Below are 14,127 nucleotides of genomic sequence, written 5' to 3' on the forward strand. Positions count from 1 at the left end.
ATTTGGGGGAGGGCGGGGTGACGGGTTGTTTTTTTTAAAAATGGGGTGGATGGGCGGGGATGGGCTGCAGCCGTAACTGCGGGAACTTTTGGACTTCCAGCCGCTGTTAGGTTTGGATTTCCTGATTAAACAGCTGTTCGCGGTAGAAATCTGCAGACTAACCATGCTTCCGTAGCGAGCTTTTCTCCGAAAAGCTTTCAGGCGGACGCTGCGCTCCTACAGTTCCAAAATCCCCTCCGTTACTCCCGCCCATTCGCTGCGCTTGAAGGCAAAAACAAACCCTCACTCCGCCGAGGGGTGAGGGAAGAATGAGGGCAAGCGGCTTGGCAGTGTTTGCCGGAACCACGCAGGCAGAGTTAAAGTTCCTCTGCCTGTGAAGACACAAGATGTAACAACAGCAAACTCCAAAGATTCAGCTGAGTGGCCTGCAAGTCCATGCGGTGATCACTACCTAATCCGCACGTATTATCAGAAGAAAGCATCTACCATACCTAAGTGCGAATAAGACAACTAAATTACTCTTTTTCAGACAAATCCAGCATTTAGGTGGAAAAAGCACACTTAGATCATCGAAAAAGCATCATTTTAGCCAAAACAGGGGGAATTAGATGTCTTTTTTCCAACTAGGTCCAGCAACTGGGTGAGAACGCATAATGTAAGTGGTTTAATTCCAACTAATACAGCTCACACCAAAAACTGGTGCCCGAATACCCGCAAATGCAGGTACCGGAACACCAGTATTTCATCCGTCTGTGACAAGGTCAGTGTGATGCGCGGGCGGCACTCAGCCAGCTTACTCCTGCACCTCTCCCAGCCCTTCCTTAATCATAACGTCCTGCAGCGCGCTCAGCGCTTCTTCAGCCTGGCCGCCCTCAGCAATCAGGCTCAGCGTATCGCCGGGCTCCAGGCCGAGCGACAGTACGCCGAGAATCGATTTCAGGGTTACCTTCTTGCCGCCGCTCTCCGCGAAGACCTCGGTATCTTTAAATTGGGTTGCAGTGTTAACCAGTGCTGTGGCCGGACGGGCGTGGATACCGTCCTCATCAACGATTTTGAATGTTTTTTGCATAACAGATTCACTCACTTTCTTCTATTGGAATGGTGTAGGGTTTAGGCCTGCACGGTGTAGAGCAGCTCCTGCTCCTTCACTGTGGAACGGCCTGCAGGCTTGATGGAGCTGTACTCGGCAATGTTAGTGATAATCACAGGTGTAATGGTGCTGTAGCCTGCTTTTTCAATTTCGGCACGGTCGAATTCCATCAGCAGGTCACCAACGGATACTTTGGTGCCGGCAGTCACTTTAGGCGAGAAATGCAGTCCTTTCAGCTTCACGGTATCGATGCCGATGTGAATCAGCATTTCAGCACCGTTGTCGCTGACAAGACCAATGGCATGTCCGCTCTTCGACAGGGAGAATACCGTACCGTTTACAGGAGATACTACCCGTCCTTCGGACGGCTGAATCGCAAAGCCTTTACCCATAATTTCTTCAGAGAATGCCGGATCGTTCACTTCGCTCAGCGGTTTAACTTCACCGGTAATCGGGCTGTAGATCTCTTCTGTAACCTTTGGAGCCGCTTCAGCTTCCAGCGCATCAGCAATTACAGCTGAATTGGAAGAAACATTTGCATCAGCCGTTGCAGCCGGAACCGCTGCTGCTGCTGCTTCAGGCTCATCTTCAAAGCCCAGAATGTAAGTTACAATGGCTGCCACAACAATACCGATAGCAAAGCCGATCACGGAGTAGACAAAGGTTTCACCAATAACCATCGGAATACCGGACAGACCGGCCAGACCGCCGATAACATAAGCTTTTACTTTAAACAGGCTCAGGAACGCTCCGCCCGCTGCTCCGCCGATCAAAGCGCCGATAAACGGCTTTTTGAAGCGCATATTAACACCGTACATGGCAGGCTCGGTAATCCCCATCAGTGCAGTTACACTTGTCGAAAGGGCCAGCGGTTTCAGCTTGCTGTTTTTCGTTTTCAGGAAGACTCCGAAGGTTGCACCCGCCTGGGCAAAGTTGGCAACCATCATGATTGGAATGATGTAATCATATCCAAGGCTGGCAATGGAGGCGATCATGATCGGAATCAGCGCATAGTGCATACCTGTAATAATCAGCAGGGACATGGTACCGCCCAGCAGGAGGCCGGCGAACAAGCCTGTATTGTTAAACAGCCAGGAAATACCGTCAGTCAGACCGTTACCGATGATAACGCCCAGCGGACCTACAGCAATCAGGGTCAAAGGTACAATTACGAGCAGTGTAACGGTTGGAACAATAATCAGCTTAAGCGAAGCATGCGTAATTTTATCGACTGCTTTTTCCACATAGGAAGCCAGCCATACCGCGATAATGATCGGAATAACCGACGAGGAATATGTTGCTGCAACAACCGGCAGGCTGGCAAAAGTAACCGGCTCACCTGAGCCCAGCAGCGTCGTTACCGTCGGGTGTAAAATGGCAGCACCTATTGCGGCACCAATATACATATTGCTTCCCAGCTTACGGGCCGCGCTAACCGCCAGAATGATCGGCAGGAAGTAGAAGGCACCGTCACCGATCGCCGATAGAATGGTATAGGTTGAACTGGTGGTGCCCATCCATCCCGCTGCTACCAGCAGGGCGATGATCCCTTTGATCATACCTGCGCCGGTAATCGCCGGCAGAATCGGCGTGAAGCTACCGGAGATGAAATCGAGTATGCTGCTAAACGCATTCTTTTTCTTCTTGGCTCCGGCATCAGCTGAGGACGAGCTTACTTTCCCCTCAGGAGCCCCCTTCATATTCTTTACCAGCTCGTTATATACGACCGGCACATCGTTACCGATGATAACCTGGAACTGGCCCCCGTTGATCATGACACCCATAACACCATCCGTTTTCTGCAGAGCCGCTTTATCCGCTTTATTGTTGTCGTTAAGGTTAAAGCGCAGGCGGGTCATGCAGTGGGTAACCTGTTCAATATTCTCTTCTCCGCCCACCAGCTTCAATATGTCTTTGGAGAGTGCTGTTTTATCCATCTTGATATGCTCCTTCAATCCGAGTTTTTTTGGAACAAAAAAACCTAAACACCCATAGTATCGCGATAATATCGCATATACTATTCAGCGTTTAGGTTTTGCCTGCTTAGAGTAACAATCCCGTCCTTGCTCTTATTCAGTTGTTTCTTCATTTCTGACAATCCGCTCAATGTGAATCGTCATGTACAAGATTTCTTCCTTGGACAAATTCCGCTTATAAATTTTGCGGGTGTAATCCGCAATCTTCTCTGCACAGGTGTAGGCTTCCGGATATTGAACGCGGACCAGATCGTGCAGCGTATGATCCCTGTCCCGGTCGTCAACCGGTGAGCCCTGAACCACGCGCTGGGCAAAAAACTTCAGATGCGTCAGAAAGCGGTAATAGCTGAGCGACTCCTCGTCGAGCTCGATTAAAAAGCTGCGTCTCACGATATTCGAGATGTCCTTCACGATATTCGTGATGCTGACCGTTTCACGCATTTCCCCGTTCAGCTGGGCGTTGACCAGATGCATCGCGATGAAAGCGCACTCGTCTTCCGGCAGCAATACACCGAGCCGGTCTTCAATAATTTGCAGCGCTTTGAGGCCGATCGAGAATTCTTTGCGGTACATTCTCTTGATCTCCCACAGCAGCGCATTCTTGAGCTGAAGCCCCTGACGGTGCCGGTCGATGGCGAAATGGATATGGTCTGTAAGCGAGATATACACGCTGTCGTGGAGCTTCTCGCCCAGCACCGTCTCCGCATAGCGGATCACTTCATCGGAGCACTCAACATATTCAATTGGAATGTCCGACAGCAGCGTCATAAGCTTTTGTGAGACTTCTTTGTTATCCAGTGAGAATACCTTTTCAATCTTGTCCTCATCAATGGCGTCGCCGGTATGCTTCTTAAAGGCAATTCCCCGGCCCATGATGACCAGCTCATTCTGGCTGGCATCCAGCACGGTCACGACATTATTGTTGAGCACCTTCTCAATTTTCATTCCATCACCTTACGCCGTCAAAGTAGTAAAAAGGCAAAACCAAAACAGGCACTTAATACTTAATGCCAGCTTCTGGTTTTGCCTGAAAGTTCAGTAACAATCCAGCTTTAGTTTTCCCGTAAATGCATATTATCACATTGCCGGCAGATTGACAACAATATTATGAAAACGTTTTATAACACTTCACCATTCGATTCAATCACCTGTTTATACCAGTCAAAAGAATCCTTTTTACTGCGTGCGAGCGTACCGTTGCCTTCATCATCCAGATCGACATAAATGAAGCCGTAACGCTTGGACATTTCGGAAGTGGACATGCTCACCAGGTCAATCGGACCCCAGGCTGTATACCCCATCAGCTCAACGCCGTCCTTAACTGCTTCTTTCATCTGGATAATGTGCTGCTTCAGGTAGTCGATCCGGTAAGTATCATGGATGGAGCCGTCAGCTTCAACATGGTCGATGGCGCCCAGCCCGTTCTCAACAATAAAGAGCGGTTTCCGGTAACGGTCATACAGCGTGTTGAGAGTGATGCGCAATCCTACAGGATCGATCTGCCAACCCCAGTCGGAAGCTTCGAGATAAGGGTTTTTGACGCCCCCGATCAGGTTGCCTCCGGTCACATCACCTTCCGGTCCGGCTGTTACTGTAAGTGTCATGTAATAGCTGAAGGAGATGAAATCGACAGTGTGCGCTGCAATGATCTCGTCATCCCCAGGCTCACGAGCGATCACGATATTATTTTCGGCAAAATAACGGTTCATGTAGCTCGGATATTCACCGCGGGCATGCACATCAGTAAAGAACAGGTTCATCTGGCTTTCGAGCTGGCTCTTACGGACATCTTCAGGGTTACAGGTATGCGGGTAGGATTCAATGCGGGCCAGCATGCAGCCGATCTGTGCACCCGGTATGATCTCATGACCCAGCTTTGTCACCCTCGCACTTGCCACAAATTGATGATGCAGCGCCTGATAGATGGTCTGCAGCTTGTGCTCAACCTTGTCAGACAGGATGCCTCCGCCGGTGTATGGGCTCATTGTCATCACATTAATTTCGTTAAACGTCAGCCAGTATTTCACCTTGTTCCGGTATCGTGTGAACACGGTTTCGGCGTATTTTACATAATGACCGATCACTTCACGGCTGGCCCATCCGTTATATTTCAGGGTCAGACCAAGCGGAGTCTCATAATGGGACAGCGTTACCAGCGGCTCAATACCATATTTAAGCAGCTCATCGAACACATTGTCGTAGAACTGTAAGCCAGCTTCGTTCGGCTCGGCATCATCACCGTTCGGGAAAATACGCGCCCAGTTGATCGACATGCGGAATACTTTGAAGCCCATTTCGGCAAACAGGGCAATATCCTCTTTATAACGGTGGTAGAAGTCAACCCCTTCACGTTTGGGGAAACGCTCGCTGAGGTCACCCGCCAGAATCTCGGCAATACGCTCCGAGGAAATCTCCATCGAGTGATCCCCTTTACGCAGCGCCTTCGGCACATGGGCAATCATATCGGCGGTAGATAAGCCTTTGCCGTCCAAGTCAAAACCGCCTTCAAGCTGATTGGCTGCCGTAGCGCCGCCCCACAAAAAATTCTTCGGGAATCCTGTGTTTGCTGTAGCCATGAACATAACCTCTTTCTGTTATTTTATAGGTATGATGCCCGAAAACAAGAAAAACCTAAACCGCTAGTAAAGAAATCCGCCACCTCCAAATAGAGAAGACAAATGCTTTACCATCAGTTTAGGTTTTGCCTGGCCCGGCCAGTAACAATCCATTAAACGATGAATTTAAGGATTATTTAATTACGTTAATCCTAACACAGCCATTCCGGAATTTCAAATCCTCATTTTCAACCGCCCAGCTCCCGCTTAGCCGAAGACCAATAAACATACGGCAATCGCGGCAATGAAGCCGACTATGTCGGAGAACAGGCCTACTTTAAGCGCATAACGCCCGTTGCGGATTCCCACAGCTCCAAAATAGACTGTCAGCACATATAATGTGGTGTCTGTGCTCCCCTGAATGGTGGATGCGATCATGCCGATCAGAGAATCCGGCCCGTGGACCCGGATCAGATCCGTTGTGTAGGCCAGCGAGCCGGTGCCGGTCAGCGGACGCAGCAGGCCGAGCGGCAGCACCTCCGCCGGTACACCGAGCCCTTCCAGCGCCGGGGCAATAAAGCCCATCAGGAAATCCAGTGCCCCGGAGGCCCGGAACACGCTGATAGCCACAAGCATGCCGACCAGATGCGGGATGATGGCAATCGCCGTGCCGAAGCCGTCCTTGGCTCCTTCTACAAAGGATTCATACACGGGAACCTTGCGGGTAAAAGCATACAGCGGGATAAAGGTGATCATGACCGGAATGGCCCAGGCCGATATGAGGCTGATTAGCTGGAACAAGGCAAGCTCACCCCTTCATCGAAGTATGCGGGAGGGCGCGGCCTCCGGCGGCATGATCACCCGGCCTGACGGCCGGCGGCTTCGGCGGCCTGCGCAACAAGGTCAGCCTGCGCATCAGCCTGTCCGCGCCGATCGCGGCCAGCGTTGCTACGGCAGTTGCCGCCAGTGTCGTGCCGACAATGCCGGCCGGGTCAGCCGAACCGTAGTTGAGCCGGATCGCGATCAGCGTGGCCGGAATCAGCGTAATGCTGGCTGTATTCAACGCAAGCAGGGTGCACATAGCCGGAGTTGCCGTCTCCTTGTCCGGATTCAGCGTCTGCAGCTCCTGCATCGCTTTGATACCCATCGGCGTCGCCGCATTGCCAAGACCAAGCAGGTTGGCGCTCATATTGGACAGAATATAGCCGATCGCCGGATGGCCTTTGGGCACATCCGGGAACAGGAAGCCTACCACCGGCCCGAGCAGCCGGGCTATTTTGCGCAGGAGGCCGGCATCCTCGGCCACCCGCATCATTCCCATCCAGAATACCAGTACACTGATCAGCCCGAAGCTTACTGTTACCCCGTTCTTGGCGCCGTCAAAGACAGCAGCGGTAAAAGCATCCATCCGGCCGTTCACGGCTGCAAATACAAAGCCGATCACGATCATCCCCAGCCAGATTCCATTAATCATCCCGGTCCCTCCTCTGTCCTGCTCTCTCATTGCCCGGTGCGTTTACTATCTTCCCATCTGCAGCAGTGCCCGCAGTGCACTTCCCAGCGCCTGCAGCCAGTTGTCTGCCGGATATACAGCCGTTCCCGCCGGGCTATAACGCTTCGTATAAGACGATTCTTCAGGCGGGAGCCGGTCCGGCTCATAGACCGGCACCCGGCCGATCTCCTTGCCGCCAAGCTGCAGCACCACTGTGCCCTTCAGTCCGAAGCTGCTGCTGCGGACTGTCTTATCACCGCGGGCTGCAGGCTCTTCGTTCAGCACCAGTTTTGTGGTGATTCTCGCTTCTTCCCCCTGGCCCAGCGGGTAAGCGAATTTACGCGACGTAAGCAGGCTGTAACCGCTGATGCCCTCCCCGCGTTCGATTAAGGTTTTGAGCGGGTAGTGGTTAAATCCGAAGTTCAGCAGGGCGGCATGGTCATTCCAGTCATTGCCGTCATTCAGCGTCACCGCAACCAGCTGCTGGCCGCCGCGGGTAGCGGAGCTGACCAGGCAGCGCAGCGCTTTTTTGGTATAGCCGGTCTTAACCCCGTCTGCACCTTCATACAGGCGCAGCATTTTATTTTTATTGGCCCATTTATAATCCCACTTCTCGTACGGATTGTCGGCCGTTTTCTCCTGTGTCTTCACTATTTCCTTGAATACAGGATTATGCATGGCATAAGCGGTCAACACAGCCATATCATTGGCACTGGAGAAATGCCCCTCTGCATCCAGCCCGTGCGGATTGGCAAAATGGGTATTCTTCAGCCCCAGCTCCTCCGCCTTGGCGTTCATCAGATAAACGAATCCCTGTTCTGACCCGCCGACATGCTCGGCGATTGCCGTGGCCGCATCATTTCCCGAGCGCAGCATCAGGCCGTAGAGCATATCCTCCAGCAGCATCTCTTCGCCCTGCTTCAGATACAGCGACGAGCCCTCCTTGGCATAAGCATTTTTGCCTACTTTGACTTTGGAAGTCAGGTCTCCGTTCTCTATCGCCACGATCGCTGTCATGATTTTGGTCAGGCTGGCAATCAGCATCGGCTCATCCCCCCGGCTGCTGTACAAAAGCCTTCCGGATTCAACATCAATAAGTGCTGCCGCCCTGGCATGGGTTGAGATGGAAGCATTCTCCGCAAAGGCCGGATGAACCGGAACAAGCACTGCCAGCAGCATGCACAATATCAGAATTAACGACGGCTTCACAGTTATCACAGTTAATGGTTTCATGTTCATCCTCCGGTTTTGATCAGTTCACCTGTCCTTATCCTCCTGCCTGTACAATTGTATGCAGAGCGAAAGGCAGGTATGTCCTTCCCCTGAATAGCAAAAAGGGATACCGCCTCCAAAAGGCGGTATCCCGGGCAACGGATATGCAGCTCCATTTTTGTTACAGCCGCATTCCGTCAGTAGTCACAGGCCGCTAGTGGGCTGATGAATTCGGATGCACGGCTTCTGTTTTTACCGGTGTCGCTTTTGCTGCCGGAGTTCCTACGATCTCTGCCCCGACCGGTGTACCGTTACTGTTCGGGAACATGTTCTGAATTTTGTCGATCAGGTTTGGAGCAGCATCGATGATTTTTTCAAACAGATGTGTCTGATTATCAAGCGGCACAATATGTACCCCTTCTTTGCCGACAACGAGAAAAGCGATCGGACGGATCGATACCCCGCCCCCACTGCCTCCCCCGAACGGAAGCATTTTGACTCCGCTGCCGCTGCCGTTGATTCCGGGAGCATCATCCTCTACCCGGTAGTCACTGCCCCCTGCAGCAAACCCGAAGGCCACTTTACTGATCGGCAGAATGACACTGCCGTCCGGAGTCTCCACCGCATCTCCTACAATCGTATTTACATCCACCATACCCTTGATATTTTCCATCGCCGTCTGCATCAGACCCTGGATCGGATGGTCGCTCATATTGATATCCTCCTTTGGCTTCTAAAGACTTCTCAATCTTTCACAGATGATATCATCCCCCATGCGCCGCATTTGTATGTAAGATGTTTCTTAGGATAAGCTTCCGGTCCGTAATCAGCCACTGCGTTTAAGGAGGCGTTTCCAGCGGGACAGCCCGCCCTTCACCCGGACAATACGCCACAGCAGCTGAAATCCCGCATACAGGATATAGGCGAGCGGTATTTTTCCGGTACAGACAGCTTCTGTAGAAAAACACATCTCATCGCGGAACACAGGGACCACGAACATCCGCGGGCTGCGCTGCAGCCTTACAACACGCGACATCCAGCCGACCAGACCCCATTTCAGTCCGGACGCTACACCTGTAGCTATGGCAGTCGTGGCCGCATCGCCCAGTGAGAAATCTGTCGACCAGTCGAACCGGGTGATCCGGACATGGGAAAGAACCTGTTTGCTCCAGCTTTTTAATCCGCGGGTTGCCTTCAGCGCCTCCTTCACTTCCTCTCTCCAGCCCTCCACCTTATCCTTGTCGATTTGTTCTTCTGAATCATTCTCCTGACGAACCGGGGTAACCCCGCTTTGTTCGAGCTTCACCTTCACACCCCGTGCAATCCCCTCATAGACCAGCTTGGGCAGCTCATAATGGAATTTGACCAGTCCGAACAAGGCCTTAATATCGAACTCCACGCGGTCATCCTTGCCGATTCTGTTTAAACGGAAGTGAAAATGAATAGAAGAAGACAGCACCAGTACGATCACAACCAGCAGCAGGGCTAAGGGTATAGCAAGCCATAAAGTCACGGATTAACCTCCAAGCAGCCTTTTTGTAGAATCCTTGGATTAGTATGGCAAACTGGACTGGAAAACATTCGGATGAAGACAAATAGCAGCTGAATAATGTTGAAAAGCCCAAAAAACCGTTGCCCCTTAACGGGACAACGGCTTAAAAAGAAGGATAATGGCTCTATTGCTCGACATCAGCGTTAACATCATCGAACGACATCTGGCTGTCCAGCTTGTTGAACAGCAGCTGTGTCTCTTCTTCCAGACCCTCAGAGGTATCAAAGCTCGACGGTTCCGGCAGCTCCTTCAGGCTGGCCAGCCCGAAGCTGTCCAGAAAGGATTTGGTCGTTCCGTACAGAATAGGCCGGCCTACAGCCTCTGCCCGCCCGACCTCATGGATCAGATCCTTGTTGTTCAGCGTCTGGATCGCCCGTTCCGACTTCACGCCGCGGATTTCCTCGATCTCCACCCGGGTAATCGGCTGACGGTAAGCCACTATGGCCAGTGTCTCCAGCGCCGCCTGGGACAGGGAAGACCGTGCCGGCGAATAAGCCAGGCGCTCGAAATACGGGGCATGATCCGGCAGAGTTGCCAGCCGGTAATTCCCGGCAATCTGCACCACCTGCAGACCGCGCTCCTGAGTCACATAGTCGTCTTTGAGTTCCTCCAGTGCTCTGGAGGCCAAGTCCGGGCGCTGCTCGGTGATATCGGCAATTTGCCGGGCGGACAGCCCCTCATCCCCGGACAGGAACAGCAGACCCTCAATAATTGATTTCAGCGTTTTGTAGTCCACCGAAGTCCTCTCCTCCTCTCCACTCCATTACAATGTCTTCAAACAGATTTTCCTGGTAGCAGAAAATCGCCTTCATCTTCATCAGCTCCAGAATCGCCAGGAAGGTCGTTACGATCTCATGCCGGTCCATACTCTCATGCAGCAGGGCTGAAAAACGCAGCCGGCCGCCTATTCCTTTGCGCATCAACGCCTCCGACACATCGCGGATCCGGTCTTTGACCGAAATTTCATCACGGGTAATCCGCTGGTAGGATGTTCTTTTGGCAGCCTTGCTGAGCGCCTTGCGGAAAGCGGCTATAAGATCCGAGGTATGCAGGCCTTTGAGCGTATGATCAAGATTGGCGGGCACAAAGGGGCCCAGATCCTCAGGCTCTTTTGTAAAAATCAGGCTGCGCTCGCTCTCCATATCCATGAGCTGCACGGCAATGCTTTTGATTTTGCGGTATTCGATCAGCCGCTCCACCAGCTCTGCACGCGGGTCATATCCGTCATCCTCGTAGTAATCGAAATCTTCAATTTCAATCACCGGAGGCTTCGGCAGCAGCAGCTTGCTCTTGATCGACAGCAGCGTTGCCGCCATAACGAGAAATTCACTGGTGATGTCCAGCTCAAGCTCCTGCATGCTGTGCAGATATTCCATATACTGCTCGGTGATCTCGCTGACCGGAATGTCCTGGATGTCGATTTCCGCCTTGTCAATTAAATGTAAGAGCAGATCGAGCGGACCTTCGAACGTCTCCAGCTTGTACAATACAGTCACGCGATTTCCCCCTGCTAAAAAAAGTAAAGTGCAGCGCCGCTAAAAGGACGCTACACAAGTAGAAAGATTTCTTATAGTCCATGCTTTCTTCTTATACATATAAATAAGCACGAATCCGGTTAATCCGTCAAGAGGGGGAGCTTACTTCCGCTTACTTAAACAGCTTGTTCAGGTTAGCCATCTCGATCGCCGAGGTAGCTGCATCCCAGCCCTTATTGCCGGCTTTGGTTCCGGAGCGCTCAATTGCCTGCTCGATATTTTCGGTAGTTACCACACCAAAGATCGTCGGCACGCCTGTCTTGAGGTTGATGGCAGCTACACCCTTGGCTACTTCGTTGCATACATAGTCATAATGCGTTGTTGATCCGCGGATAACCGTACCCAGGGCGATTACAGCATCATATTTGCCGCTTTCGGCCATCTTTTGGCAGATCAGCGGGATTTCAAATACGCCTGGAACCCAGGCCACATCCACCTCATCATCAGCAACACCATGGCGTTTGAACGCGTCAAGTGCGCCGGACAGCAGCTTGCTCGTAATAAATTCATTGAAACGTCCTACCACGACACCATAACGCAATCCTTCAGATACTAAATGTCCTTCAAAATAATTCGGCATAATTCATCATCAACCCTTCATTTATAAGTTGGTATTATATAGTAAAATAATTAAGCTTTGGAATCTTCATTCTGTTCAATATTGTCAAAAGACAGCAGGTGGCCGAGCTTGGCCTGCTTGGTATGCAGATAGCCGGTGTTATCTTTGTTCTCCGGCATCTGGATCGGCACACGCTCAACCACCTCAAGGCCGTAGCCTTCGAGCCCTTTGATTTTGCGCGGATTGTTGGTCAACAGCTTGATCTGGCGGACACCCAGGTCCTTCAGAATCTGCGCACCGATGCCGTAATCCCGCAGATCAGCCGGGAAGCCGAGCCTCAGGTTGGCATCCACTGTATCCAATCCCTCTTCCTGCAGCTTATAGGCACGCAGCTTGTTAATCAGCCCGATGCCTCTGCCCTCCTGGCGCATATACAGCAGCACACCCCGGCCTGCCTCCTCGATCTGGCGCAGCGCTGCCTCGAACTGCGGGCCGCAGTCGCAGCGGTGCGAATGAAAGACATCGCCGGTCAGGCATTCGGAATGGACACGCACGAGCACCGGCTCATCACCGGAGATGTCTCCTTTTACCAGAGCGACATGCTCCTTGTCATCCACTTCATTTGTGTAAGCAATGGTCTGGAAGATGCCGAAATCGGTCGGCAGATTGACGGATACTTCACGGGTGACCAGCTGCTCCTTCTCATTGCGGTAATGGATCAGATCCTGGATACTGATCAGCTTGAGATCATGCTTCTTGGCGATTTCCACGAGATCGGGCAGACGGGCCATCGTGCCGTCCACCTTGACGACTTCGCAGATCACGCCGGCCGGATAGGAGCCGCACATGCGGGCCAGATCGACAGCAGCCTCGGTATGGCCGGAGCGGCGCAGTACGCCGCCTTTTTTGGCGATCAGCGGGAACATATGGCCGGGTTTGCGGAAATCCGCCGGCTTGGCATCCGGGTCCATCAAGGCTTTGATCGTCAGAGAACGCTCGCCTGCAGAAATACCGGTGGTCGTACTGGCATGGTCAACCGAAACCGTAAAGGCTGTACCGTGGTTATCGGTATTATGGGTAACCATCGGCTGCAGATCCAGCTCTTCCGCACGCTCTGCCGTAATCGGCACACAGACCAGACCACGGCCTTCCGTAATCATAAAATTAATAACCTCCGGTGTGGCCCGTTCGGCCAGGGCGACGAAATCGCCTTCGTTCTCCCGGTCCTCGTCATCGACTACAATGACAACCTTGCCGCGCATCAGATCATAGATGGCATCTTCAATCCGGTCCAACACGCTGTCCTGCTTGCTGTGCTCGCTCATGATTCTGTCCTCCTGTCAGCTCTATATTTGACTTATTTTATCCTTCTCACAGAACCGGACACTATCCTGTTCAGGACGGCGCAGCCGCTTCTGCTTGTTATACAAACCCGTTGGCCGCCAAAAAATCATGGCTGATCCGGGAGCTGCTCTCTTCTTCCTTATTATCCGCTCCCCTGTAGTGCAGGAGATGATCGACATATTTGCCCAGCACATCACATTCAATATTGATGCTGTCACCAGGCCGCTTATGGGCAAGCACCGTTTCCCCCAGTGTATGGGGAATGATGGATACGGTGAAGGCCGAGGACGAGGTGCCCACTACAGTAAGACTGATGCCGTCAAGCGTTATGGAGCCTTTGGGAATGATGTATTTGAACAGTGATTCCCGGTCCGGTGTAATCTCGAAAACCACGGCATTCTGGTCACGCTTCACGCTGCGGATCTCACCTGTCCCATCCACATGTCCCTGGACGATATGCCCGCCAAAACGGCCGCCGGCCGCCATCGCCCGTTCCAGATTCATCCGGCTTCCGCTGCGCAGCTCCTTCAGGTTACTGTTACGGTAGGTTTGCGGCATGACATCCACGGTAAAAGAATGCTCACTGATCGTAGTCGCAGTCAGGCAGACGCCATTGACCGCTACACTGTCGCCGATCTTCAGATCACTCATAATCAGCGAAGCCCCGATATTCAGTACCATCATCTCTCCTCCGCTGCTGACGCCCCGCAGTACCCCGATCTCCTCAATCAATCCGGTGAACATGTTATCCCCTCCCGAAAGATTACTTCTGTGACATTTGCTAAATCGATAACTTTTTGCCAAAATACCCG

Annotated in this window: 14 protein-coding genes; all 14 read right to left on the reverse strand. The window is 52.2% G+C overall.

Features of this window, described 5'->3' with window-relative positions; translation table 11 throughout:
• Nucleotides 1–793: 793 nt before the first annotated feature.
• Nucleotides 794–1,069: an HPr family phosphocarrier protein gene (locus NST84_RS19700; RefSeq protein WP_342561858.1), complete on the reverse strand. Its 276-nt coding sequence runs from the start codon at nt 1,067–1,069 to the stop codon at nt 794–796.
• A 41-nt stretch (nt 1,070–1,110) separates the two neighbouring features.
• The gene (locus tag NST84_RS19705; protein ID WP_342561859.1) at nt 1,111–3,027 is read right to left on the reverse strand and encodes a beta-glucoside-specific PTS transporter subunit IIABC; all 1,917 of its coding nucleotides are present in this window, start codon (nt 3,025–3,027) and stop codon (nt 1,111–1,113) included.
• A gap of 132 nt (nt 3,028–3,159) precedes the next feature.
• Nucleotides 3,160–4,011, reverse strand: coding sequence for a PRD domain-containing protein (locus NST84_RS19710; RefSeq protein WP_342561860.1), 852 nt, complete (start codon nt 4,009–4,011; stop codon nt 3,160–3,162).
• 173 nt (nt 4,012–4,184) lie between these two features.
• On the reverse strand, nt 4,185–5,642 hold the full coding sequence (locus NST84_RS19715; protein ID WP_342561861.1) for a glycoside hydrolase family 1 protein: 1,458 nt from the start codon (nt 5,640–5,642) through the stop codon (nt 4,185–4,187).
• Nucleotides 5,643–5,888: 246 nt separating this feature from the next.
• On the reverse strand, nt 5,889–6,422 hold the full coding sequence (locus NST84_RS19720) for a spore maturation protein (RefSeq protein WP_342561862.1): 534 nt from the start codon (nt 6,420–6,422) through the stop codon (nt 5,889–5,891).
• Nucleotides 6,423–6,429: 7 nt separating this feature from the next.
• Entirely contained in the window at nt 6,430–7,095 is a 666-nt protein-coding gene (locus NST84_RS19725) for a nucleoside recognition domain-containing protein (RefSeq protein WP_342561863.1), read from the reverse strand.
• A 45-nt stretch (nt 7,096–7,140) separates the two neighbouring features.
• The gene (locus NST84_RS19730; RefSeq protein WP_342561864.1) at nt 7,141–8,346 is read right to left on the reverse strand and encodes a D-alanyl-D-alanine carboxypeptidase family protein; all 1,206 of its coding nucleotides are present in this window, start codon (nt 8,344–8,346) and stop codon (nt 7,141–7,143) included.
• 193 nt (nt 8,347–8,539) lie between these two features.
• Nucleotides 8,540–9,037: a GerW family sporulation protein gene (gene ytfJ / locus NST84_RS19735; RefSeq protein ID WP_342561865.1), complete on the reverse strand. Its 498-nt coding sequence runs from the start codon at nt 9,035–9,037 to the stop codon at nt 8,540–8,542.
• A 114-nt stretch (nt 9,038–9,151) separates the two neighbouring features.
• Nucleotides 9,152–9,838 (reverse strand): DUF2953 domain-containing protein, encoded by a 687-nt coding sequence (locus NST84_RS19740; protein ID WP_342561866.1) that lies wholly within the window; start codon nt 9,836–9,838, stop codon nt 9,152–9,154.
• Nucleotides 9,839–10,001: 163 nt separating this feature from the next.
• Nucleotides 10,002–10,613, reverse strand: coding sequence for an SMC-Scp complex subunit ScpB (scpB, locus tag NST84_RS19745; RefSeq protein WP_342561867.1), 612 nt, complete (start codon nt 10,611–10,613; stop codon nt 10,002–10,004).
• Entirely contained in the window at nt 10,582–11,373 is a 792-nt protein-coding gene (locus NST84_RS19750; protein WP_342561868.1) for a segregation/condensation protein A, read from the reverse strand. The genes scpB and NST84_RS19750 overlap by 32 nt, the downstream gene beginning before the upstream one ends.
• Nucleotides 11,374–11,524: 151 nt before the next feature.
• Nucleotides 11,525–11,992, reverse strand: coding sequence for a 6,7-dimethyl-8-ribityllumazine synthase (gene ribE, locus NST84_RS19755; RefSeq protein ID WP_039879072.1), 468 nt, complete (start codon nt 11,990–11,992; stop codon nt 11,525–11,527).
• A 50-nt stretch (nt 11,993–12,042) separates the two neighbouring features.
• Nucleotides 12,043–13,296 carry a bifunctional 3,4-dihydroxy-2-butanone-4-phosphate synthase/GTP cyclohydrolase II gene (locus tag NST84_RS19760; RefSeq protein WP_342561869.1) on the reverse strand — a complete coding sequence of 418 codons (1,254 nt, stop codon included), beginning with the start codon at nt 13,294–13,296 and terminating at the stop codon, nt 12,043–12,045.
• Between the two features lie 97 nt (nt 13,297–13,393).
• On the reverse strand, nt 13,394–14,059 hold the full coding sequence (gene ribE / locus NST84_RS19765; protein ID WP_342561870.1) for a riboflavin synthase: 666 nt from the start codon (nt 14,057–14,059) through the stop codon (nt 13,394–13,396).
• Nucleotides 14,060–14,127 lie beyond the last annotated feature (68 nt).

It is taken from the genome of Paenibacillus sp. FSL R7-0345 (genome assembly GCF_038595055.1).
Taxonomy (GTDB): Bacteria; Bacillota; Bacilli; order Paenibacillales; family Paenibacillaceae; genus Paenibacillus_AQ.